The 22089-nt window shown below is 53.5% G+C and carries 25 protein-coding genes and 1 pseudogene; 10 read left to right on the top strand and 16 right to left on the bottom strand.

All coding sequences use genetic code 11. The annotated features are described in order from the left end of the window. Positions 1-8: 8 nt before the first annotated feature. Both C816_RS03115 and C816_RS03110 read right to left on the bottom strand, forming a co-directional pair. Entirely contained in the window at positions 9-1724 is a 1716-nt protein-coding gene (locus C816_RS03115) for a phosphoadenosine phosphosulfate reductase domain-containing protein (RefSeq protein ID WP_016320958.1), read from the bottom strand. A 168-nt stretch (positions 1725-1892) separates the two neighbouring features. Beyond that, a complete protein-coding gene (locus C816_RS03110; protein ID WP_016320957.1) occupies positions 1893-2288 on the bottom strand; it encodes a (deoxy)nucleoside triphosphate pyrophosphohydrolase in 396 nt (131 codons plus the stop codon). A 110-nt stretch (positions 2289-2398) separates the two neighbouring features. Between C816_RS03110 and C816_RS03105 the strand changes: the two genes are divergently transcribed. From C816_RS03105 to C816_RS03085, 5 genes and pseudogenes are all read left to right on the top strand, one after another. Next, entirely contained in the window at positions 2399-2809 is a 411-nt protein-coding gene (locus C816_RS03105) for a peptide deformylase (RefSeq protein ID WP_016320956.1), read from the top strand. A gap of 16 nt (positions 2810-2825) precedes the next feature. Continuing rightward, a pseudogene (locus C816_RS03100) lies at positions 2826-3287 on the top strand (metallophosphoesterase family protein). Next, a complete protein-coding gene (locus tag C816_RS03095) occupies positions 3274-3795 on the top strand; it encodes a DUF6933 domain-containing protein (protein WP_016320954.1) in 522 nt (173 codons plus the stop codon). The pseudogene C816_RS03100 and the gene C816_RS03095 overlap by 14 nt, the downstream one beginning before the upstream one ends. 14 nt (positions 3796-3809) lie before the next feature. Next, complete coding sequence (yaaA, locus tag C816_RS03090) at positions 3810-4568, top strand: peroxide stress protein YaaA (RefSeq protein ID WP_016320953.1); 759 nt, start codon at positions 3810-3812, stop codon at positions 4566-4568. A 247-nt stretch (positions 4569-4815) separates the two neighbouring features. Beyond that, complete coding sequence (locus C816_RS03085; RefSeq protein ID WP_016320952.1) at positions 4816-5709, top strand: tocopherol cyclase family protein; 894 nt, start codon at positions 4816-4818, stop codon at positions 5707-5709. A gap of 550 nt (positions 5710-6259) precedes the next feature. Here C816_RS03085 and C816_RS03080 read toward each other — a convergent pair. After that, positions 6260-7078 (bottom strand): SWIM zinc finger family protein, encoded by an 819-nt coding sequence (locus C816_RS03080; RefSeq protein ID WP_016320951.1) that lies wholly within the window; start codon positions 7076-7078, stop codon positions 6260-6262. Between the two features lie 180 nt (positions 7079-7258). Between C816_RS03080 and C816_RS03075 the strand changes: the two genes are divergently transcribed. Next, the gene (locus C816_RS03075; protein ID WP_016320950.1) at positions 7259-8875 is read left to right on the top strand and encodes a 3'-5' exonuclease family protein; all 1617 of its coding nucleotides are present in this window, start codon (positions 7259-7261) and stop codon (positions 8873-8875) included. 74 nt (positions 8876-8949) lie between these two features. On the opposite strand, the gene C816_RS03070 is transcribed toward C816_RS03075, so the two are convergent. Further along, positions 8950-9345, bottom strand: coding sequence for a hypothetical protein (locus C816_RS03070; protein ID WP_242832101.1), 396 nt, complete (start codon positions 9343-9345; stop codon positions 8950-8952). A gap of 127 nt (positions 9346-9472) precedes the next feature. Further along, positions 9473-10591 carry a tyrosine-type recombinase/integrase gene (locus tag C816_RS03065; protein WP_051147028.1) on the bottom strand — a complete coding sequence of 373 codons (1119 nt, stop codon included), beginning with the start codon at positions 10589-10591 and terminating at the stop codon, positions 9473-9475. Between the two features lie 165 nt (positions 10592-10756). Between C816_RS03065 and istA the strand changes: the two genes are divergently transcribed. Continuing rightward, positions 10757-11962, top strand: coding sequence for an IS21 family transposase (istA, locus tag C816_RS23400; RefSeq protein WP_016320838.1), 1206 nt, complete (start codon positions 10757-10759; stop codon positions 11960-11962). Continuing rightward, positions 11955-12752, top strand: coding sequence for an IS21-like element helper ATPase IstB (gene istB, locus C816_RS03055; protein ID WP_016320839.1), 798 nt, complete (start codon positions 11955-11957; stop codon positions 12750-12752). The genes istA and istB overlap by 8 nt, the downstream gene beginning before the upstream one ends. 52 nt (positions 12753-12804) lie before the next feature. On the opposite strand, the gene C816_RS22320 is transcribed toward istB, so the two are convergent. The 8 genes from C816_RS22320 to C816_RS03020 all read right to left on the bottom strand — a co-directional run bounded on the left by C816_RS22320 (position 12805) and on the right by C816_RS03020 (position 18673). Beyond that, a complete protein-coding gene (locus tag C816_RS22320) occupies positions 12805-13308 on the bottom strand; it encodes a type IV secretory system conjugative DNA transfer family protein (protein ID WP_016320947.1) in 504 nt (167 codons plus the stop codon). Continuing rightward, the gene (locus C816_RS03045) at positions 13278-14468 is read right to left on the bottom strand and encodes a type IV secretory system conjugative DNA transfer family protein (RefSeq protein WP_016320946.1); all 1191 of its coding nucleotides are present in this window, start codon (positions 14466-14468) and stop codon (positions 13278-13280) included. Before C816_RS03045 ends, C816_RS22320 begins: the two co-directional genes overlap by 31 nt. Then, positions 14428-15207, bottom strand: a complete 780-nt coding sequence (locus tag C816_RS03040; RefSeq protein WP_016320945.1) for a hypothetical protein — start codon at positions 15205-15207, stop codon at positions 14428-14430. Before C816_RS03040 ends, C816_RS03045 begins: the two co-directional genes overlap by 41 nt. A gap of 340 nt (positions 15208-15547) precedes the next feature. Next, a complete protein-coding gene (locus tag C816_RS03035) occupies positions 15548-15928 on the bottom strand; it encodes a hypothetical protein (RefSeq protein ID WP_016320944.1) in 381 nt (126 codons plus the stop codon). A 13-nt stretch (positions 15929-15941) separates the two neighbouring features. After that, positions 15942-16154, bottom strand: coding sequence for a hypothetical protein (locus C816_RS24440; protein ID WP_242832100.1), 213 nt, complete (start codon positions 16152-16154; stop codon positions 15942-15944). A gap of 64 nt (positions 16155-16218) precedes the next feature. Beyond that, positions 16219-16512, bottom strand: a complete 294-nt coding sequence (locus tag C816_RS03030; RefSeq protein ID WP_016320943.1) for a hypothetical protein — start codon at positions 16510-16512, stop codon at positions 16219-16221. Next, positions 16482-16904: a hypothetical protein gene (locus tag C816_RS03025; protein ID WP_016320942.1), complete on the bottom strand. Its 423-nt coding sequence runs from the start codon at positions 16902-16904 to the stop codon at positions 16482-16484. Before C816_RS03025 ends, C816_RS03030 begins: the two co-directional genes overlap by 31 nt. Next, positions 16901-18673 (bottom strand): VirB4 family type IV secretion system protein, encoded by a 1773-nt coding sequence (locus tag C816_RS03020; protein WP_016320941.1) that lies wholly within the window; start codon positions 18671-18673, stop codon positions 16901-16903. Before C816_RS03020 ends, C816_RS03025 begins: the two co-directional genes overlap by 4 nt. Positions 18674-18954: 281 nt before the next feature. Here C816_RS03020 and C816_RS03010 point away from each other — a divergent pair, with 281 nt between their 5' ends. Beyond that, positions 18955-19278, top strand: a complete 324-nt coding sequence (locus tag C816_RS03010; protein WP_016320940.1) for a nucleotidyltransferase family protein — start codon at positions 18955-18957, stop codon at positions 19276-19278. After that, complete coding sequence (locus C816_RS03005) at positions 19265-19615, top strand: HepT-like ribonuclease domain-containing protein (RefSeq protein WP_016320939.1); 351 nt, start codon at positions 19265-19267, stop codon at positions 19613-19615. The genes C816_RS03010 and C816_RS03005 overlap by 14 nt, the downstream gene beginning before the upstream one ends. A 32-nt stretch (positions 19616-19647) precedes the next feature. On the opposite strand, the gene C816_RS03000 is transcribed toward C816_RS03005, so the two are convergent. The 3 genes from C816_RS03000 to C816_RS22315 all read right to left on the bottom strand — a co-directional run. Then, positions 19648-20322 carry a hypothetical protein gene (locus C816_RS03000; protein ID WP_016320938.1) on the bottom strand — a complete coding sequence of 225 codons (675 nt, stop codon included), beginning with the start codon at positions 20320-20322 and terminating at the stop codon, positions 19648-19650. After that, positions 20319-20627, bottom strand: coding sequence for a hypothetical protein (locus C816_RS02995; protein ID WP_016320937.1), 309 nt, complete (start codon positions 20625-20627; stop codon positions 20319-20321). Before C816_RS02995 ends, C816_RS03000 begins: the two co-directional genes overlap by 4 nt. Positions 20628-20720: 93 nt before the next feature. Continuing rightward, positions 20721-22089: IS3 family transposase (locus C816_RS22315; protein WP_016320936.1), on the bottom strand; the 1369-nt coding region annotated here is incomplete at its 5' end.

Genomic DNA, 22089 nt, shown 5'->3' with positions numbered 1-22089 from the left:
CCAAATCTTCACTTTGTTCGCAAGTACTTGTCCATCATACAACCACCATCAAGATACTTAGCAGTCATACACATTTTGCAATGGATACATTTTTCTGAATCAATATAATAATTGTCTCCGATAATAGAGATCGCACCTTGTCTACAAATTGATTCACATTTAAGACATTTTCTGCAAGCGTTAAATTTTCTAATTTGATAGCTGGCCATCCGCTGCAAATCATCGTGATTGGCAACATTCATCGTACGAATCTTAACCGCATAGTCATACCCATCCTGATTGAACGGCTGGAGTGACAAAATCGGCACATTGGACTTTACATCAAGGATAATAATTTCCCGGAGCAGCTTTTTTCCAAGTTCTGGAGCTAGTTTTCCAAAAGGGACAAACATACCAACTAATTCATCATCAAATGGACGTACCAACCGATAAATCTTAGCGTGATCTTCAGCTGTACAGTTAGTAAAGCGTATCTTCACATCGCCGGCAGACTCAAGCCCATTTCCGCCTTGACGGGCTTTCCACTTTCCACTGTCAACATAAACTTCCGGATCGGGCTTCCCAATTTTTTTAGCAAAATCGAGAAGAAAATCTCGCCACTCTTTTGATTCCTTTGGCATATATACTCGAGAAAGGAACTGAGCTCGCTGGTTATTGTTTGGACAACACCAACACCCTACTCGATCATAACCGAGGCGATATGCTGAGTTAAAGTCAATTTTTTCAGTAAGAATGTAAAGCCAAATGTCAATGTCTTCCCAAAAAAATATTGGGGAGGCTACTGTTTGTTGCTGAATTTTAACAGATTCCGCATCGTCTTCAATTCGGTTATACTTGCTGCGGCTAACTGATTCTGACTTTCTGATTCCATAGAAAGTTAAGATTTGCTGACTTCGGTACATACTGTTGATTACTCTCGTAATCGGACCCGTTTTAAACATTGAACAACACCAGCGCATCATTCGTGCTGGAGGGCCTATATCCTTGCACACGTCATAAAATATCTGTTCATCATTTTTGGCGGTTTGAAATATCGCTAATGGATGAGTATCTCTATATCTACTTGCGTAATCAATAGTGGCAGGAAATTCGAGAGTAGTATCCCCGAAAATATGTACTAAGCTTGGATTACTAAGTGCCTTAATAACGACATCTGCGGTAACGGTCGAATCTTTACCTCCAGAGAAAGAAATTACGATGTTCTCTTCTTTATATTTTTTCGCTGCTTGTTGAACAAACGCAAACGCTTCATCTTTAAGATAGGCTAAGCGGTGCTGGTTAGCCTGAACAAAGAGTGAAATGCTCTCACTAAAAAAGGTGTAATCTACATTCCCAGAATATTTAGCAATTTTTTTTGCGATTTTGTTAGTATCCGCTTCAGCAAAAATTTTTGCTGGAATGGATAATGGTTTTCCATCAATATAGTATCTGCTATATGCTGCCCAGACAGAATGATTCATGTAAGTGTCTGGCTCTTTCCTCAAAAGAATTGCGAGCAAAAGCCTTTCTTCCGGAAAAACAGGTCTTAAATCAGGAGTCAGATAATATGTTTTTCCTTTGCAAATAGGACAAATACCTTTATCAACTGCTGTAGAAAGATGTATAATCGGAATTGAGCAGTTTTTGCACCAATAAATCTGAATTGGAATATCTTCAACCGTTTGTGAGCCACAAACGGAACAGTAATTCTCGTTTGTTTCCAAATTGCAACACCTACACCACATAATCTAACCTCCTTTCCTGAGAAAGTTCTCAGATTCACAATAGCAGAGCCGCTGTACCAAAAAACGGACTATTATCTCTTTTCAAAACCAAGGTTATCTGATAAATAGTGCTTTTTATGCTTTTATAACAACACAATTCAATTTGATTCTCAATCTTTGCCAAATGCTTTATCTTTCATATCGCAGTTTCCTTAGAATTATCTCGTCCGCCGGGCAAAACTCGTACTGCGACATTTCATTCACTGCAATCCACCGAATATCATTATGTTCCAACATTTGTGGAGTTCCCTCGATAATCGCCGCATTGAACAGTGTCAGATGTACATTCAAATCCGGGTAAATGTGATCGACTTCCATAAACACTTCACCCACTGAGATGGTGACAGCCAGTTCTTCCTGACACTCCCGAATGAGAGCTTGTTCCTTTGTCTCTTCAGGTTCCACCTTGCCGCCGACAAACTCCCAAAGCAGTCCTCGCATTTTGTGGGCTGGACGCTGGCAGATTAGAAACCTGTCCCCGTTCCAGATCGGTGCCGCCACCACTTCGATTACTCTCTTCTCCATGCTACCCACCATTCTCAGAACAAGTTGCCTTTTTCCCCTGTCTATGCTATTTTATATGAGTATACCACAAATTTCCCCTTGTGGGAAGTAGGCAATGGAGGTGCAATGCCGTGGTACGAGAGATTATGCGGGATGAAGCGTTCCTCTCCCAAAAGGCTGAACCGGCCACTTTGGAGGACTTGCCTGTCGCTCAGGACCTGCTGGACACCCTGACTGCCCACAAGGACGGCTGTGTGGGCATGGCGGCCAATATGATCGGCGTCTGCAAGCGAATTATCGCCTTTGACAACAAGGGCAAATATATGGTCATGTTTAACCCGGAGATCATCAAGAAGTCCGGCCCTTATGAGGCGGAGGAGGGCTGTCTCTCCCTCACCGGCACCCGGAAGGCTAAGCGCTGGCAGTCTATCAAGGTACAGTATCAGAACGAGCGGTTTCAGACCCGCTTCAAGACCTTCACCGGCTGGACGGCACAGATCATCCAGCACGAGATCGACCACTGCGAGGGGATTCTGATTTGAACCGGGAGGCCTATACATGAAACGTGTCATCATCTTATCCGACACCCACGGTCTGCTGCGGCCGGAGGTGGTGGGATACCTGTCCCAGGCTGACATCATCATCCACGGCGGCGATATCAACACCCAGGCCATTGTGGACAAGCTCCGGGAGTACGCCCCGATCTATATTGTCCGAGGGAACAACGACAAGGACTGGGCGGAGGGGTTGCCGCAAAGCCTCATATTTTCCATCTAGGGTATCCATTTCTTCCTGATTCACAATAAGAGTGATGTTCCTTCGGATTTGCCCAACACGGATGTGGTGATTTACGGTCACTCCCACAAGTACGCTTGCGAGGAGCGGAATGGCGTTCTGTGGCTGAATCCCGGCAGTTGTGGATGTCGGCGCTTTGACCAAGAGATTACCTTTGCTGTCATGACCGTTGACGGAGAACATTTTCAGGTTGAGAAAGTGATCATTCCTCATGAAAAGAAATAATACGATAGAGCTGGGCCTGACCATTCTCCTCCAGCGGCACTTACACATCAAAACACTCCCTTACGGCCAGGAATCAGACCACCGCTTCTGCTGGGATATTCACATTATTCCGCTGCGGGGCAGGCCCAGTCTGCTGGCGATCCACTGCCATACACGCTATACATTTGTGCTGTACGATCTCAGCCATCCGAAATGGGAGCGCCTGCCGGACATTTTCCTGGACGATCTGCGGCTCAGTTTATCCGCCGCCGGTTTTCCCGAAGAAGAGACGAAGGAGCTGTGCGGTTCAGAACTGCCTCTGTTCGCCAGGACTCATGGCCGCCGGGAGGTGGCCTTTTTAAACCGCGCCTGGGAGGATGTGATGGCTACGGAACTGGCTCTGGACGAAAGCAGCCAAAGTCAACCCCTGCTGGAGCAGCTGGTCAACGCTAAACTCAGCCGCTGCGCGGGAATAGAAGGCCTGGACACAGCGGCAAGGCGGCTAACGGAGATGCTTTCCCAAATCTGAAAGGAGGGGGCTCTATGCGCATCATCATCGCACCGGCGAAGAAAATGGTGGTGGATACGGACAGCTTTGCCGTGGATAGTCTGCCTCAGTTTCTGGAGCAGACAGAGCGGCTGAAGGCTGTCCTCCAGGGTATGTCCTCCAAGGACTTACAGGCCCTCTGGAAGTGCAATGACTCCATCGCCAAACTGAACATTGAGCGGCTGGGACAGATGAACCTGCGCCATAATCTCACCCCCGCCATTCTTTCCTACGAGGGCATTCAGTACCGCTACATGGCCCCCAGCGTGATGGAGACGACTCACTTGGACTACCTCCGGGAGCACCTGCGCATCCTCTCTGGCTTCTACGGTCTGCTGCGGCCCTTCGACGGCGTAACTCCCTACCGGCTGGAGATGCAGGCAAAGCTGGCGGTGGACAGCTGCCGGGATCTGTATCAATTTTGGGGAGATTGCCTGGCCCGACAGTTGGCCTCTGAGACGGATATGGTGCTGAATCTGGCCTCCAAGGAGTACAGCAAGGCGGTGGAGACTCACCCGCCTAAAACGGTGCAGTTTATCACCTGCGTCTTCGGAGAATTGAAAGACGGTAAGGTCGTCGAAAAGGGTACCAAATGCAAAATGGCCCGCGGGCAGATGGTGCGCTGGCTGGCGGAGAACCAAATCAAAAGCCCGGAGGATCTCCAGGCCTTTGACCAGCTGGGCTATCGATTCTGCCGCTCCACATCGGTGGGGAATCACACCGCTTATCTTTGGATACAGTCCCCCAAGGATTGAGCCGCTTCCTGGCCGGGAGCGGCTTAATATTCTGCGCTCAACAAGAAATCTGCGGTGCGTGTCGTTTTGATTCTCTGATAATTTTCGTCTATCGGCTTGCTGATATATGGATGTTTTGTAGAAATAGTTTTGCGGTTTATATCTGCAAAACTATTTCACCAAGACAGCTTTGACGGCCTCCAGCATCAGAGAATATCCCATATAAAATCCCCAGATTTAGGGAAAACTGAATCTGGGGTGATAAATTATGGGATTTTTCCGCGGTACAAATAGGACAGGCCCCTATTTTGAGGGCTGGTACTTCAAGCACCAGAATCCGCAGGGACAGACTCTTGCGCTGATTCCCGCGTTCCATATCGATAGAGATGGACGCCGCACCGCCTCTCTCCAAGTCATTTCAAGGAATCAGTCGTGGTGGCTGGAGTACCCGGAGGCACAACTGCAAGTCTCCCGGCAGCCTTTTCAAGTGCAGATTGGACCGTCCAGCTTTGGCAGTCAGGGAATCGATCTCCATATCCAACAGGACAATCTTTCCCTCTGCGGCTCACTGCGCTACGGTTCTTTTACCGCTCTGCGGTCTGACATTATGGGGCCGTTTCGATTTTTCGTAGGAATGCAGTGCTCCCACGGCGTCATCAGCATGGGGCATTCCCTGAGTGGAACGCTGGAGCTGAACGGCAAGTGTTTGGACTTCTCCGACGGGATCGGATACATCGAAACAGATCAGGGCCGCTCTTTTCCCAGCAAATACCTCTGGACGCAGTGCGTTTGGGACGGCCCGGAGCGCGGCAGTCTGATGCTTGCAATTGCGACGATCCCCCTGCCTGTGGGCGGCTTCACCGGCTGTATCTGCTCTGTTTTGTACCGTGGCCGGGAATACCGCCTGGCAACCTACCGGGGCGCCAAAATTGACAAGTGGTCTCCCTCCGGTGCGGTGATCCGTCAGGGGAAGTACCACCTGGAAGTCGAATTGCTGAACGAGCAGCGGCAGGCCCTCCGGGCTCCAATAGAGGGCCGCATGGAGCGCACCATCCACGAAAGCCTCTGTGCGGAGGTGCGCTACCGCTTCTGGCACGGGGATAACCTCTTGCTTCAGCATACGGACCCCAATGCCAGCTTTGAGTACTCCTCAGCAAACTGAGTGCCCATACACGCTTTCGACATCCTGCACTGCGCCTTGCGATTTGATCTTCTGTCCTTATCTTTGGATATAGTTCCGCAAAATTTGAGTGCCTGCTCTGGCAGAAAACCGTTGCAAAACCTTCCTGCCAGAGTTACAATGCAGACAGCAAAAATGTGAAACGCTTCCCGCTCAGCGCTGGCGGAAAACCGATGGCCAGAAGCGGGAAGCGTTTCTGACCACAGAACCTACCACAGACGCGGCCGGAGCACATGGAGAACAGCCCATTAAAGAGGCTTACAGATGAAATTAACTCCAGCGGAAACGGCTAAAAGGAGCAGAAACAAGCCGAAAAAGTTTTCTGAATCTTTTCGCATCGCAGAGGTCGAGGGTTCGATCCCCTTCGAGTCCACCAAATAAGAAATCACCTCAGTAAAAACTGGGGTGATTTTTCTTTTGACCACAGAAATACCACAGACGGGTTTCAGAAAATTTTCGGGCGGCGGACTGTTACTTTGGCCCGCCGTCCTATTCTTTGGATATAGCGCCTCAACCTTTACTGTGTGTGAGACTATCGAAACACGAAGCTGCCGGTCGTTTTTCCATCCACGGCAAAAGAGAAAAAGGCACCTTGACTGATCGCCGCAGCGTAACCGCCCTCATTCCAATCGAAACCGTCCTTCTCTTCCAATAGCTTCAGCGTCTCCCGCAGCTGGAGCATGGCGGCAAAAGTGTGCTTGCAGGGATAGCCGCAATAACAGCTGCAGGTGAGATTTTTGATCTCGCCGCCGCCATAATCAAACTCGATCTCATAAGGGGAAGTTCCTTCCACGATCCCCCGCCCATGACCACGGTCAATGCAGAGGTAGACAACCCGGTTCTCTGTATAGTAGTCGTGCCCACGCTCCGCAATGGCGCTGGTGACCTTCATTCCGCTGAGGTCGTCCAGCCGAAAGCTGTGGTCATCACTGCCGGACACATAGACGTCATCCTCTTTGTCCGGGGCCTTGAACCAGGTGATGATTTTCTCATAGGGGATCGTCTGAGAGTCAAAAGATACCAGGTGGGAGCCGGCCATGCGGAGTTCTCCAGAGATGTGGGTATCCGCCACAGCGACCACCCGCTTATAATCGGAGAGCTTGATCTTAAAGCTGTAGTTTACAGCGGTCACACGCCCCCGCAGGCCCTCCAGCTTGCCGTCCACATAGACGATATCTCCCACCTGGAGGTCAAACTGGTTGTTGAAGTAGGACAGATTCATGCCTCGCTGAGGAAAATAGACCTGAACCAGCGACTTTCTCGGTACGGCGGCGGGATTTTCAGGTACAGCTTGGGCAGTATTGACGGTATCTTCCTGGTTTTCAGCCCAAAACCCGATTTTTCGTTTCATCGGACATCATCCTTCCTGTATGGAATCTTTAAGCTGTGCCTGTATGATACAGCGGGAGGTGTCCAATAAAACTCCCTTTTGATTTTTGTTTGCTTGACAGGGAAGCGCGCAAGTAAAAGTACAGTTTATAGGACAGCTTCTCTGATATTCTGTCAGCGACAGGCAGAGAGGAGGGGCACTATGTATGTTCTGATGGACATGGAGTGGTACTGCGGCAGCGGAGGCAGAATTTTTCCCACACAGCTGGCGGCACTCCGCACTGATGAAAGCTGGAACAGGCGGGATTGCTTCTTTTCCCGGATCAGACCAGATCGCACAGATACACCCGACTGGACCCATATAGCCTTTTCCGGCGGGAAGCCGGAGGACTTTTTATGCGCACCTACCCTGTCCGCGGCACTGCGTAACCTTCGCATGTGGCTCCAAAAAGATGATGTGCTGTGCTGGTGGGCGGAGGAGGCGCCCAAAGTTTTTAAGCGGCTCCATACACCGGTTTTGCAGGTGCCGCCCGCTGTGCCCCACCGGGTTCTGCTGGATCATGTGAGCCCCATCCTGATTTCAAAGGGTATTGTACAGGAAAATCCCTACAAAATTGCCACGTCCCTGGGCCTGACAGTTCCAACGCCCGCCCACTGCTCTGAGCATGACGTGCTAACCATCCAGGCTGTTCTCCAGGCGCTGGACTTCCCCCAGGAAAATTTGCGCAACCAAGCAAAGAGACGGACAAGCCGGTACGGTTCCAGGCAGGACCCAGTTCATGCAGATATGCCCTATCAGCTGGACACCAATACCGGACTTCTCCACAGGAAGGACTGCGACGATATCCCGGACGGTGCGGTTCTGTCCGGTTTTGTCTCATTTAAGCCGTGCTTTAATGGCAAAGCCCGGCCCTGTCCATGTCTGGCAGAGGAGTACCGCTCAGCGAAGCGAAACCGGAATCAGAGCATCATTGACCGCTCCCAGTATAATTTTGTCTACGCCAAAACATCCTCAGTGTTCCACCGGCGGGACTGTTCCCGCATCCTGTCCGCCGACAGCATTATGGGTTCCGTTTTTTACGACGCCTGCGCAAAGACGGGGCGGCGGCCCTGCAAGCTCTGCAAGCCATCCGCGCTGGATCTGGTCAAAGTTCCCGAAAAGATATATGCGCCGGTCAAGTCGGCCCATGGGCCGTTCCAGAAAAATCTGCCGAATCCGGAGCAGCGGGCCATCCAGCGTCTGAAACAGTCCCAGGAGGAGCGTAGGAACGCCCCTTTGGATTCCATGACCGGCCAGGAGCGGGCGGATCTGCTCACCCTCACCCAGCCGGGCTATGCCTTTTGGGCTGCCGCCGGGTATCAGACCTTTCACCGGCGGGACTGCCGCAAGCTGAAGGGGCTGTCCAACCTGAAAGGGTTCTCCCGCTTCCAGGACGCGAGCCGTGCGGGTTACACGCCGTGCAAGCTGTGCAAGCCCACCAAAAAGCAGGATATGATCTACTCCATCCCCATTACCAGTCAAAAGCGGCAGGACGAATCTGTCCAGGATTTGGTTGCCCTGTGCGAAGAAAACCAGTTTACATACAGCAGAGAAGCAGGTTATTTCACCATCCGCACCCCGCTCGGACGGTGGCGGATTCATCTGAAGTGCAATCCCATCGCTGTGGATCATATCAACCTGACTACGACACCTGATAACCCTTTGCTCTATCACCGCCAGCCCCGGCTTTTCCTCTCACTGGCCGATACCTTTGCCTATATCAAGCGTCATGACAGGAAGCTGTTAGAAGCGAAGCGACAGCCATTAGAGGCGACCTGACAATTTCCATGCGGTGGGCTATGGCTTTGTCCGCTTTCCCTTATCCTGTCAGTTTGCGCTTTGTCCACCAGGGATTACTTTTCATCCGAGTAGTCCCGGCTCTGCCGTTCAAGGAAGACTCTTACAGTCTCCTTCAAGTCATCGCTAAAATCTTCAAGGTCTTTCATGCTGATTACGTCGTTGTTGATAAGCGAAATGATGTTGTATATGAAATTTGTCCGTGTCATCTGTAACTGGACGCCTGGATTTCTTTTGTCACTTCTTATCCGCTTATCCAGCTTCCAGAATTTTTCTGACGGATCACCATCGCCGCTCAGCAGTTCTATGTATTCATCGCATAGCCTGCCCATGTAGGCTTCCTGCCAACTGCCGATTTTACTGCGGAAAAGGATCCAATCCCGTTTTGTAAATCGCTGCTCCCCCACGACTTCACCCCCATCAAATCCGAGATGAATGAACAAACCAAGCATATCACGGCATCGGTCGTTTATCAAGAAGAAAAGAATTTATGCAGACTCCATCTGCACAAATTGCCTCCGCCTCAGAAAAGAACAGCGAATCACCTCGACCCGCTGTCCTATCTTTGGATATGGCACCTCAGTATCTGGAGGACATTCCCGCCGCCTGTGCCGCTTTCAGCTCCGCCAGTTCCCGTTTCATCTGAACGATCAGCACCGCCAGTTTTTCCTCGCACTCCTCGCGGGTATGGGCGTAGATGTTGCGGGCGTGCTTTTTGCCGTCGATCCACTTGGGCGAGTAGCGGCCCTCCCACAGGTGGTCATTGATTTGGCTGATGCAGCCCGTCCCTGGCCTGCGGTGGGGAGGGCGGTAGGGGGTGAACTGTACTGGAGGAACAGTTTCCTCCCGCTCTGTTTCATCCTGCTCCTGCATCTCCACCCCGGCGATGCCCTGGTCAATATTCCGAGCTGCGTTCCGCTGCATCTCGCCGGTGACGTGGGTGTAGATGTTCAGCGTGGTAGCGGAGGAGACATGCCCAATGATGGTGGACAGGGTCTTTACATCCATCCCATTCTCCAGGGACATGGTGGCAAAGGTGTGCCGGAGGTCATGAAACCTCACCCTTTTGCACCTGGCCCGCTCCAGAATGACTTGCAGACGCTTGCGGACATAGCCGGGATCTACGGGCTGCTCCGGCTTGACGCGGGAAGGGAACATCCACTCTGAGAATACCTGCGACTTGTACTCCACCAGCAGTTCCACCATGGCGGGCGGCAGGATGATGGTGCGGACGGCAGCCTTTGTCTTCGGCTCGTTGACCTCCATCCTGCCGTTGACGGAGTATACCTGCCTGCTGATACGGAGCCGCCCCGTCTTGAAATCCAGGTCGGACCATTGCAGAGCCAGCAGCTCGCCCCGGCGCATCCCTGTGGTCAATTCCAGAAGAAACAGCTCGTACATCCCCTCAGCCTTGGCCTGGATCAGGAACCGCTGGATCTCCTCCTTGGTCAGAATCTTCATCTCTCGCTCCCGCAGGGGCGGCAGCTTGCAGCCGATGGCCGGGTTTACCCGGATGAGCCCCTCCTTCACCGCCCGATCCAGTGCCATCTGGCACACCGCATGACAACTGCGCACCGAGCGGTCCGCCATTCCTGCGCCGTGACGCTCCACGTTGTTGATTCGCCCACCCTTTTTCATCTCGGTGAAGAACTGCTGGAGGTCAGACTGGGACAGCTTGTTCAGCGGGATGTCCCCCACTCCTGGAATGGCGTGGAGATAAATGTCAGCGCCAGTGATAAAATGTAAGAAAACGCCGAGGAAAAAATGTAGTTTAGTGGCGGAGGTGAAGGGAAAAAGATAGACTCCCAATCAGGGCGAGAAAGAGCCCGGAAAGGGAGTCAGAAAATGAAAGGAGCACAGTGGATGGATATCCGAAGCGACAGACAAAAAGGGCTGAGCTATGTGGAGCTGGGACGGAAGTACCACATGGACCCGCGGACGGCAAAGCGGTACGCGGAATCGCCGCAGAAGCCGGAGTACACATTGAGCGAACCCAAGCCAACAAAGATGGACCCGTACAAGCAGATCGTGGACGAGTGGCTGGAAGAGGCGCCGTATTCAGCGTTGCGGATACTGGAGAAGCTGCGGGAGATGGGGTTTGACGGAGGTTACAGTATTGTCAAGGCGTATGTGAGCAGCCGGAAGATGGACTTGAATGAGAAAGCAACGGTGCGGTTTGAGACGATGCCAGGAAAGCAAGGGCAGATGGACTGGGGATTCTTCGAGGATCACCTGGTATACGAGGACGGAAAGTGGAAGAAGCTGTACTGCTTTCTCATGATTCTGGGGTACTCAAGGATGCGGTACATCGAATTTGTCACAGATATGAGCACAAACACGTTGATACGGTGCCATCAGAACGCGTTTCGGTATTTCGGAGGCTACCCGGAGGAGATTCTGTACGATAACATGAAGCAGGTAGTCATCAAGCGGCTTTTGAAGCAGGAGGACTCCACACTAAACCGGCAGTTTGAGGACTTCGCGGGATTCTATGGATTCAAACCCATCCTGTGCCGGCCATATCGTGGTCAGACGAAAGGAAAAGTGGAGCGGACGGTGCAGTTTGTGCGGGACAACTTCATGGTCGGGATCAAGTACAACAGCCTGGCAGATTTGAATGGACAAGCCTTGGCTTGGTGTAATAAGGTCAATGGCAAAGTCCATGCCACCACCAACGAGATTCCCTTTGAACGGCTGCAAAAAGAGGGGCTGAGTCCTCTTTCCCGTGAGTACATCATCGACAAGATCAACCTTAGGCGGGTACAAAAAGACTGCCTCATCTCATACGCCGGGAATCAGTACTCCGTGCCAGCGGAGTACATCGGCAAAGATGTGGCAGTCGTGGCCCTCGACAGTATGCTGGCCGCCTACTATGAGGGAAAGCAGATCGCTCTGCATCGAATATCGTATCAAAGGAAGGACATGGTTGTCAATCCTCAGCACTATAGAAGGATTACGCTGAAACAGACAATAGATGCGGAAAATGTTCTGCTGGAACAGGGCAAAGTAATAGATTTCCCCTTGAAGCCCTCCGATTTATCCAGATATGACGAGGTGCTGTATGACTGAATTTACTATGGACAGGCTGAGGGAAAACCTGGAAGCCCTTAAAATGAAAAACACCCTGGAGATTCTGGACAACTACCTGGAACGGGCGGTGGCGGACAAGCTCAACATTGTGGAGGTTTTGGATCACATTTTCTCAGAAGAAGCCAAATCCAAGCGGAGACGGGCCTATGAGAAGCAGATCCAGATGTCTGGCTTTCCCATTAAGAAAACCCTGGACGACTTCGATTTCTCTTTCCAGCCCTCCATCGACAAGCGCCAGATCGATGAGTTGGCTACCATGCGCTTCCTGGAAAACGGGGAGAATGTGGTCTTCCTCGGCCCGCCCGGCGTGGGCAAGACCCATCTGGCCTCCGCTTTGGGCCTGGTGGCGGCACAGCACCGTTTCTCCACCTACTACATCAACTGCCACCAGCTCATTGAACAGCTCAAGAAGGCCCATTTTGAGAACCGTCTGCCGGACAAGCTCAAGGTTCTGGCCAAGTACAGGATGCTCATCATCGACGAAATCGGCTACCTCCCCATGGACATCCAGGGTGCAAACCTGTTCTTTCAGCTCATTGCCAGGCGGTACGAGAAAACATCCACCGTCTTCACCTCCAACAAAACCTTCTCCCAGTGGAACGAGGTCTTTGCCGACGTCACCATCGCCTCCGCCATCCTGGATCGTGTACTGCATCACTGCACCGTTATCAACATCAAGGGTGAGTCTTACCGCCTGAAGGAGCGCAAGGAATTTATGCGCCAGAAACAGCAAATCGTAAATACTCTTTTCCTGCAAGGAAATAACTGATTCTGTTACCCCCCCCCCCGCCGAAAAACTACAAAATTTCTTCGGCGTTTTCTTACAATTTCAAATTGGCGTTGACAAACAGCGGCATGAGGGGCATCTGGTTATTGGTGACGGAAATCGTCATCTTGCCGCACTTCTTGGAGATGTACTCCGCCGAGGTCAGGTCGTTGCAGCCCATATAGAGGGTCTGGTCGAAGGTGGCCAGCTGGTTCTCCCGCTCCTTGCCGGGATACTTTTCCTGCCACTGGCTGAGAGACTGGACCACCACCTGGCAGCTCATGTTGAAGCCCCGGATGCTGTTCAGAGAATCCGCGATGCCCTCCATGTAGCCGATGTTGCAGTATTCGTCCAGACAGAAGTTCACCAGTACCGGCAGGCGGCCATTTTTGCCGTGAAGCCGGGCATAGTCGGAGAGCCGTGGGAACGCCAGGGAGAAGAAAAGAGAGCTGAGGAAACGGTAGGCGCTGTCCTGGGCGGAGATGATAACGAAGTAGGCGCAAGGCTCCTGGCCCGGCAGGAGCAGATCTACGTCATGGTTTCGGGTGATGCTATCCACCAGTTTGTTCTGGAAAATGGCGAGGCGGTTGCCCAGGCGCTGCCCCAGAGATTTTCCCGGGCCTTGAGGAACAGGCCGTGGTGGCCTTTTGCCGGATGCTCCGGCGGCAGGGCAGCCAGGATGCGGTTGATCTCATTGATGCTTTTGTTGGCCAGAAGCTGGTACACATCTCCCAAGCCGCGCTGTCCTATGGGCAGCAGGTTCCCCTGGTCGTCTTTCAGATTGCATACATAATGGATGAGGGCCATGAGCAGATTCAGCTCCACCCGGCTCCAGAAGTCGTCGGCCTCCTTCGTCCCGGAGGTATTCTGGATGATGGTGTTGGCTACAGTTTGGACCAGCTGGGTTTCCTTCTCCAAGGAGTACAGACAGTTCCAGCCGTCAGAGTGAGCCATGTCCAAAAAGTTGATGGCCTTGACATTAAAGCCTCTTTCTTTAAAGTAGGGCGCCATTTTTTCAAACAGCTCTCCCTTGGGATCTGTGACGATGACGGATTCTCTATGGCCTTCAGAATCTTTTCCACCGTTTCTCTGCGCACAGCCCATAAGGAAGGGGATGATAAAGCCCCTGGACTTCCCGCTGCCAGGGGCTCCGATACAGAGCAGGTTGTTGTTGTCGCCGGGGACCATTCGGTGGGCGGCGTAGACGGCGTACTTGTCCAGGTCGTCGGGGCGGGTCTTTATTTTACCCAGCATCATGCCTTTGACTTCCCGCGCCGGGCCGATCTCCAGGAACTCCGCCATCTCCTTTTTTGTCAGAAAGCCGGAGGACCCGTGGGTGGCGTCCGGGAGGATGTCGAAGCCTCTGGGGTCGTGGGTGTACTTATAGCCGGAGAACCAGATATAGCCTTTTTTCGTGATGAGGCAGATCAGCAGTACGATCACGGCGGTGACGCCCAGACCGAAGGGAGTGAACAGCACAAACAGGTTTCGGAACGGGTTCAGCACCCAAATAGTTTCCGGCGGCGTTTCGCCGGGCGGGCAGAAGGTGAGGGCGGTCCCCAGCTTCAGTGAGTTGAGGAACATCCCGTAGAAGTACCAGGCTGTCAGGCCCAATGGGATATAAACGGAAAACTTCTTCTTGTGGCGGTCATACCAAGGGCCGCATTTTTGAGCCAGTTTATCTTCCAGCTCTTCCAGGAGCCTGGAGGGACGGCGCATCAATCACATCTCCTTCCGCTGTTAAAAATTGTGTACGTGGCGGCGAGTAGGTAACAGGCGGCCAGCCTGTTACCTCCGAGATCGTCTCGCCAGTGAGGATAAAGACCCGGGCTTTTCCGGTGTCACGGTAGCGGGGGAAGAGGACCGCCTCGGCCTGGCCCTCCAGAGCGGCAAGGGCGATCTGCGGATGACCTTCCTGCCGGGCAATGGAAACGGCGGCATCCAGCCGCCGGAGGTCCATATCCGCCGCCATGACAAAGGGCATCCCCTGAAAGAGAGCGTCCCAAGCCGGATTAGGCGAGGGCTGGTATTGGGATTTCAGTGCGGCCTGGGTGAGCCTCCGGCGGTAGTCCGGCACAGACATGATCTGGAGCTGGACCGCGCCGGTATCGTCGCAGGGGAGCAAATGGACCGGAAGCTGTACGCAGCGGTGGGCTGCACCGTAGGAAATGAGCTTGGTGTCCGTCCTGGGCTCGGAGGCTTCTAGCTCCGTCAGGATATCGCCGCAGCTTTCTCCGGCAAAGAGAAAAGCCCGCCGGGCGTTCCGGAAGCGGGCGGTCTGGTTGGTAAAGGCGTTCAGTTCATCTGTCAGGGCCAGCTTGCCGATACCGGAGCAAACGTAATGTATGGCGCAGAGCAGGTCTCCCAGGTGGGCGATGGCGGCGATGCGGGTCTGCCCCAGGGTTTGCGCCCCGGTCCCGTGTGAGCGCCGTGAGGAACAGGGATGGGGATTCCGCAATCTCCGCCATTGTCGCGGCGAAAGGATTTACTTTCCCCTGGTACGCGGTCAGGACTATCCTGGACAGGCGAAGCCGCCGCTGGAGGATGGACTCCCGGTAGGATGGGGAGATATTCGGTATCGCGTTGTCCCCGTAAATCGTTTTCAGCAATAGAGCACCGCTGGCGGTAAGCATGAGGGCACCGCTTTTTTCATGACGCCGGATCAGCTTCAAGGCGATCAGGTTTTCACATTCTGTTTCGCTCAACAGCTTTTTCAAATTTTCTGGAAGAATAGATTGACACTAGCCGAGCAGGCGCAGCGCGTCAATTTCCCGTTCGCTGAACAGCATGGCCGTCCCTCATGTTCTGCATACCTGATAGGCGGTCTTTTGGAAGGTCCCATTTTTGAAGATATCCCATGCCTCTACGCAGTAGACCGACTCGCCGGGCAGCGCCGCAGCCCACGCCGGGTCCCACTCGCTCTCGGCATAGCAGGTTACATCCTCCGGCACAGAGGACTGGATCTGGATGCTGCCGTCTCCCAGATACTCCTGGAGGGAGCGAAGCATCCGCTCCGTCTCACAGCGATTTTCAACGAACAGATAATCGCCGGAAACATCCGTAAAGTGGATGACCTCGGGAGGATCAGGGGTATCGCCGGTGGAAGGGCTGGACGCGTGGATGAGCAAGGCGGTTCCGCAAAGCAGGGCTGCCAGCGCGACAATCAGAAAACGCTTCATATCATAACCTCTTTCACATCTCAAATTGGCTTTGCCGCTGTTCCTGCGCTGGGCCGAAACCGCCCTTTCGCCTGAGCGGCGAAAGAACGGTTTCGGCCCCTTTCGAGACCTCTATGCAGCGCCATTCTGATGGCTCTGCATAGTAGTCAGCAAAACCGCTGTTTCCAGGACCGCCGCCATGGAAAAAAGGCTGTGTTTGCAAGGCCTTTTGCCAGCAAATACCCATCAGGGGCTTACCTCTGTCCAAGGGCGGAAAAATATCGCAATTCTGATGGATACCGGATGGGTGTCTAATGTTCCCAGCCGCCTCCATAGAAGTCCGGGACGGCATAGTCCCCAGAGCGGGTGGCAAAGAAATCCGCCGCGTCGGAGAGGTCCAGCAGGGTGATATGGCAGACATTCAGCTCACTTTTCTCAGACAGCAGCACCAGGACCAGAGTGAACTGGTCGTCATCCGGCACCAGCCGCCCCTTGATGGCATTGGAGACCACCTTCCAGCCCTTGTTGTCCTGGTCGAAGATGTGCCGCCCATCCACGCCGCAGTGTTCGTCGATCACCAGCATGGCCTTGCGGTAGAAGGGCAATTGACTCCCCCCCCCGCCTCATAGTCGTCCAACAGGCGGCGGATGGTATCGCTGAGCCATTCCGATGGCCGGTAGCGGCAGTGGGGGAGCTGAGTGTTGAGCTGGATATGCAGCCAGCCATAGCTAAACTGCTCCACAGAGCCTGCGATCTCCATCCGGGGCAGCTCCGGAAAACTTCCATAGCCACCGGCACCTGGACAATGCTTTTCGCATAGTTTCCGCATCGCAATAGCAGAATGCTCAAAACGACCGGAGATCAATTCCAGATGCTTCTGCAGGTTCTCCGGGGCGGGCATATCCTGACCAGCCAGCGCAGCCAGACTCTCCGTCTGACGCACGATCCCCTGTGTCAACCCCTGCATCTGTTCAATATCTTTTTTCAGCTCGTTCATGATTCAGTCGCCTTTCTCCTGGCTCGCAGGTCCGTGGGGAAGGTGGTGATGGCGTCGTACTCCTTCGCCGTGGCGTGAAATTGAATGGGGACGTGATTATAGCCGATGCAGAGAAGTCCCTCTCCCCGGCGGAAGCGGGTGATCTGCCGGACTTCATCCTCTGAAAGGTTCAGCACGCCCTGGATCAGCCGGGCCTCCTGTTCCTCCATCTGCATCACCAGTTTGATCCGGCTGGAGTCCAGGATGCCCTTACCGTACTTGCCACCGTCCAGGCCGAACAGGTCCTGCATCCCCTGGGTGGAGGTGACGGCAATGCCGCCCAGGCCCCGAATGGTCTTCACCATCTCCTGGACGAAGCCTGCCGCCAGAGGGTTGGAGTTGGCCCCCACCAGGCTCCACAGCTCGTCCGCGACCAGGGCGGAGAGGTCTTCCCGGGAGTCCATGATGAGGTCGTTTGCAATGTCCGTGGCCCAAAAGATGCCGGGCAGCAGCAGGTCGTCCGGCATCCCGGAAGTGTCCAGGACGATGTACTTGTTATCCAGGTCAATGTCGTTCCGCTGTCCCATGGCGGAGGCGGAGCCGGTGACGTACCGGGCCAGGACCACGGAGAGGTGTTTTGTCTCCGGGTTCTCCGTCAGGACCTTGTACCAGTCCGCGATAATGGGCATTTCCACAAAGGCCCCGGTTTCGTCCGTGATGGTGTCGTTGTCGAAGGTAATGCCGTACTGCCGGTAGCATTCCACCAGGGAGGAATCCAGATAATTCTTGTCTTCGTCACTGAGGTCCCGCTTCTGAAGGGAGTACCAGATAATCAGCCGGGAGATCTTATCCGCAAGAACGGAATCGTCCCGGGCCGCCATATCCCGGAGGCCCGCATAGGAATCCAGCGACTTCCGCCGGATGGCCATGATGTTGGGACAGTCCCGGGAGGAGGGGGACATCCGCAGGTATAGCCCGCCCAGCAGCTCACAGAGGGGCCGGAACTCATGGCCCTTCTTGGGGACAATGAAGATGACCCGCCGCCCCTGCTGCCGGAGCCGCCCGCCCAGGCATTGAAGGGTAAAGGTTTTGCCCGCGCCGGAGGAGCCGCCGATCCAGCAGTTGCCGTTGGTGTACTTGTAGTCGTCATAGGGGTCCAGGAACACCGGGGAGCGGTTGTAGAGGTTCAGCCCCAGGAACACGCCGTTGCGGTCGCTGAGCTCATAGGAGGCGAAAGGGAACGCCGCCGCCACGCCGGAGGTCAAGGCGTTCCGCCGGGATTTCCGCTCCACATCTGGGTCCAGGGCCAGAAGCGGCAGAGCGGAGAGGAACACCTGCTCATTTTTGTAGTCGCAGCGCCGGGCGATCATGTCGATGGAGATGCAGAGCTTTTCCACCGCCGTCACCCGCTGCTCCAGGGTTTCCGGGTTGTCGGCCACGACCTCCAACAGAGTGTGCATGTAGTAGAAGTCCTCCCCCTGACGGTTCATCATGTTCTTCAGGTAGAGCCCGGAGCTGATGGCGCTGTCCAGCTCCTCGAAGTCCTTGCGGGTGTCCTCCACATCCCGCATCCGGGAGCGGTTGACCATGGTGGTCTGGGCGATCTTGGAGAGAATCTTATCCTTGGGCTGACGCCGGAAAATGAAGCTGAGGTTCACGCCCTCCCCGGCCTCCACCAGTGGGGCCAGCCAGCAGGAGCCGACGGTGGTGGCGTAGCCGTAGCCGGTGACATAGAGGTAGGCGTGATACACACCGTCCACCACGATGTAATCCCGGCTCTTGGTGTCCACCGTGGTGGGAGACAGGATGTCCAGGATGGTAGTGGAGCCGGACTCCAGCTCGGTCAGGTCCGGCTTTTCCTCGGCGAACAGCAGGCGCTTGCGGGAAAATTTCTCCCGGCCGCTCTTTTTGGCGGCGGGCTTTTTCTTTTTCGCCTTGGGCGGCGGAGTTTACGCGGGTTTCTTTTTCAAAAGGGTATTCATATACTCACATCCTTTGCTTGAATTTGTGTGAAAAATGCGTATAATAGAAATATAGAAGGTTGCTGCTTTTCAGAAAGGAGGCCGGTCTCATGGTTTATACCCTGGAAGAAATCAGCCGCCGTGTGCGGCCTGTTGCGGAAAAGTACAAGTTGAAAGCCGTATATGTGTTCGGCTCCTATGCCCGGGGAGAGGCTAACGAAGACAGTGATATTGATTTGTTGATTGATGATACAAACTCCGGCTTGCGGGGGCTTGCGTATGGCGGACTTTGTTATGATTTGGAAGAAGCATTGGAAAAAGAAATCAGTTTTCTTACAGTAGATTCTCTGGAAGGTCCGTGCCGCAGAAAAAGTGATGTATACTTTCGTGAAAACGTGAGTAGGGAACGGAGGAAAATTTATGCTGTCGCCTGATCTTCAGCGTATCGAGCATATTCGGGATTATTGCCTCCAGGTTGGAAAAACGATCTTGCGTTACGGAGATTCATTTGATATCTTTAAAGCTGATATGGATTTCCAGCAATCTGTTGCGTTTTCTGTCTTGCAGATCGGTGAATTGTGCAACGGTTTATCGGAAGAATATCGCAAACTGACCGGGGAAGATGTGGAATGGAACGCCATCAGGGGGCTGAGAAACATTGTTGCCCACGCATATGGAAGCATCAAGCTGGATATTCTTTGGGACACAGTTGCCACCGATATTCCCACATTGAAAGAATTTTGCGAAACACAACTCTCTGAAAATGAATAGAACTTTAAAGGGGCGCTGCGGCGTCCCTTTGTTTATTCCTCATAAATGCCATGCACCACCGTGGTCATGTCGAACACGCCCTCCGGCAGCTTCACCCGGCGGCTGGTGCGCTTGTTGATGATCTCATACAGCAGCTTCAAAACAAAATCGTCCGTGTACCGGGGCTCCAGCACCTCCAATTCACAGACGTCCAGATACCGCCGGGCGGTGTCCACCTCCTCGTTCAGCCGCTGGATGATGGCGGCAACGCTGTGCCCTTTGGACTTCATGTGCGCCTCGTACTGGAAGATCAGGAAGAAGCGGTGCCGGATGGCGTCGCTGGCCACACCCTGGCCGATCTGGGCGATGTTGTCCTCGATCATCTCCCGGCAGGACTCGTTCTCCTCCTGCTCGGCGAAGCCCTTCATCCGCTCCACGTAGTCGGCAGTGTCCGCGGGGAGGGCCCGGGCCTCCAGCTGGAAATTGTCCGGGGCGATCTTCAGCCAGGCGGCGTAGCTGGCGATGATGTTCTGCCGGTCATTGGCGGATTTCAGGTAGGTGTTGACGGGCAGGACTTCCAGAATCTTGATGAAGCGGTTGTCCCGGGTGATTACCACGCCGCCACGGATATTCTTGATGGGGAGCCACGCCTGGATGCTGTCCCGGTAGGCCCCGTCCCCGGCGGAGGCTTTGACCGCGCCGCCGAAAATCAGTTCTTTTACATTCATGTTTTTTTGCACTCCCCTCGGTAGGTAATGATCCTCCGTCCCTTCCGCCAGCGCCACCAGACCCCCAGCCAGCGAGTGAGGCTGTCGTCGTTAACGCCGATGAGCCCAAAGCCGCCCACAGGCACCAGCACCGTGAGGGTGACGATGATCTTCGGCGTCAGAGCCAAAGGAACAAAGGCGAGACACAGGTACAGCATGGGCAGGGTCAGGAGGATCGCTTCAATGAGATTTCGGAGCTCGAACAGGCCCATTACCCGGCCTGCGTCAGTAAAGTTGGCAGGAATATAGTAGGTTTCACTGCTCATTTGGATAGACCTCCTTTCTGTGAAGTGCCCCCTGTCAAGTAGACAAAACAGAGAAAAAGAAAGGCAGGAATGGCAATGAGATAGCTTTTGCCTCTATTTCACCCCAGCTGCCAAGAATTCCATAGGCGTCACACACCCAAGCTTTTTTTGGTATCGTTCATGGTTGTAGAAATAGATGTATGCGGCGACCGCCTCGCAAAGCTGGCTGTAGTCATCAAAATGATGTAAATAGTACATCTCGGATTTCAAAGTACCCCAAAATCCTTCCATGGGCGCATTGTCCAGGCATTTTCCTGGACGGGACATACTTTGACAGACACCGGCCTCCTTCATCCTTTTTTGAAAGGCGCGGCTGGTATATTGTGCGCCCCGGTCGCTATGAACCAGCGGATGCGCATCGGGATACTGCCGGAACGCCCATTCAAAGGCTTCGAAGACCAAAGCGATGTTATTACGCTGCCCGAATGAAAAACCTACAATATTCCTTCCGTACAAATCCAGGACTGCGCACAAATAAGCTTTTCCGCTTGTCCCATATTTGAATTCTGTTACATCCGTCAGCCACTTTTCATTTGGTTTCTTTGCCGCAAAGCCCCTGTTCAAAATATTTTCCGCAAGATATTCATCCGAAGACTTCTTCCTGCGTGTCCGCTTTCTTCTCCTGCATACAGAGCGGAGGTCAAGGAGCCGCATCAGCCGGTATACCCTCTTCAGATTACACTTGATTCCATACCGTCGTTCCAAAATGATCTGCATCTGCCGGTAACCGGGAACGCCGTGCTGGCTTTGGTATATTTCAACAATTAGATGAGCCAGCTTTTCGTCTTCCCTCTGCTTGGGACTTGCCGCTCGGTTGAGCCATTTGTAATACCCAGCCCGGCTGACGCCTGCTGCCATACAGAGCTTGCACACAGGCCAGTGATACGTCTCATGCAGTTCCTTGACGGTTTGATAGGCCGTTTCATGCCGGACCCCGCTGAAGTCCGGCAGCTGATTTCTGGGCCAGCATATCTGCTGGTATCTCTGCTGTACCGCCATTTTCATTTCCAGTTCCAGGCTGTTCATCCGCAGGCGCTGGTTCTCCGCGGCAAGGCCGGACGAACGATGGTCACCGTCCAACCCCTCCAAGCCTGCCTTGTGGTATCGCTGTACCCAGCCATAAACCTGCTGATATGTGAACCCGAAGCAAGCCGCGGTCAGCTTGTAGTTTTTTCCATGAGTGATGCAATACTCCACCGCTGCTTTACGCTCTTCATAAGATACCATGGTCAACGGAACACTCCTTCTGCCTCCGGGAGAACGGAATCCTTTTTGACCATTATACAACTTAATCCACTGTTCCAGCTGCGATCTTGACCGCAGCTGATATTTTTTGCAGACTGCCTCTATACTTATCTGACCGGACAGATACAGCTCTGCCGCCTGCTGCTTTACGATTGCGGGATAGTGATGATTCCCCTTC

Source organism: Oscillibacter sp. 1-3 (genome assembly GCF_000403435.2).
Classification (GTDB): Bacteria; Bacillota; Clostridia; order Oscillospirales; family Oscillospiraceae; genus Oscillibacter.
The sequence above is the reverse complement of the archived record's forward strand: the minus strand, read 5'-3'. Positions and strand labels throughout refer to the sequence as shown.

What these genes read in the sequence shown, in the direction of transcription:
- C816_RS03110 (WP_016320957.1), bottom strand. Translation starts at nt 2,288, where the DNA reads ATGGAGAAGAGAGTAATCGAAGTGGTGGCGGCACCGATCTGGAACGGG.
- C816_RS03035 (WP_016320944.1), bottom strand. Translation starts at nt 15,928, where the DNA reads ATGAAGCGTTTTCTGATTGTCGCGCTGGCAGCCCTGCTTTGCGGAACC.
- C816_RS03010 (WP_016320940.1), top strand. Translation starts at nt 18,955, where the DNA reads ATGGTTTATACCCTGGAAGAAATCAGCCGCCGTGTGCGGCCTGTTGCG.
- C816_RS03095 (WP_016320954.1), top strand. Translation starts at nt 3,274, where the DNA reads ATGAAAAGAAATAATACGATAGAGCTGGGCCTGACCATTCTCCTCCAG.
- C816_RS03115 (WP_016320958.1), bottom strand. Translation starts at nt 1,724, where the DNA reads ATGTGGTGTAGGTGTTGCAATTTGGAAACAAACGAGAATTACTGTTCC.
- C816_RS24440 (WP_242832100.1), bottom strand. Translation starts at nt 16,154, where the DNA reads ATGGGTATTTGCTGGCAAAAGGCCTTGCAAACACAGCCTTTTTTCCAT.
- C816_RS03005 (WP_016320939.1), top strand. Translation starts at nt 19,265, where the DNA reads ATGCTGTCGCCTGATCTTCAGCGTATCGAGCATATTCGGGATTATTGC.
- C816_RS03075 (WP_016320950.1), top strand. Translation starts at nt 7,259, where the DNA reads ATGTATGTTCTGATGGACATGGAGTGGTACTGCGGCAGCGGAGGCAGA.
- C816_RS03085 (WP_016320952.1), top strand. Translation starts at nt 4,816, where the DNA reads ATGGGATTTTTCCGCGGTACAAATAGGACAGGCCCCTATTTTGAGGGC.
- C816_RS03025 (WP_016320942.1), bottom strand. Translation starts at nt 16,904, where the DNA reads ATGAACGAGCTGAAAAAAGATATTGAACAGATGCAGGGGTTGACACAG.
- C816_RS03000 (WP_016320938.1), bottom strand. Translation starts at nt 20,322, where the DNA reads ATGAATGTAAAAGAACTGATTTTCGGCGGCGCGGTCAAAGCCTCCGCC.
- C816_RS03070 (WP_242832101.1), bottom strand. Translation starts at nt 9,345, where the DNA reads ATGCTTGGTTTGTTCATTCATCTCGGATTTGATGGGGGTGAAGTCGTG.
- C816_RS03080 (WP_016320951.1), bottom strand. Translation starts at nt 7,078, where the DNA reads ATGAAACGAAAAATCGGGTTTTGGGCTGAAAACCAGGAAGATACCGTC.
- yaaA (WP_016320953.1), top strand. Translation starts at nt 3,810, where the DNA reads ATGCGCATCATCATCGCACCGGCGAAGAAAATGGTGGTGGATACGGAC.
- istA (WP_016320838.1), top strand. Translation starts at nt 10,757, where the DNA reads ATGGATATCCGAAGCGACAGACAAAAAGGGCTGAGCTATGTGGAGCTG.
- istB (WP_016320839.1), top strand. Translation starts at nt 11,955, where the DNA reads ATGACTGAATTTACTATGGACAGGCTGAGGGAAAACCTGGAAGCCCTT.
- C816_RS02995 (WP_016320937.1), bottom strand. Translation starts at nt 20,627, where the DNA reads ATGAGCAGTGAAACCTACTATATTCCTGCCAACTTTACTGACGCAGGC.
- C816_RS03045 (WP_016320946.1), bottom strand. Translation starts at nt 14,468, where the DNA reads ATGCGCCGTCCCTCCAGGCTCCTGGAAGAGCTGGAAGATAAACTGGCT.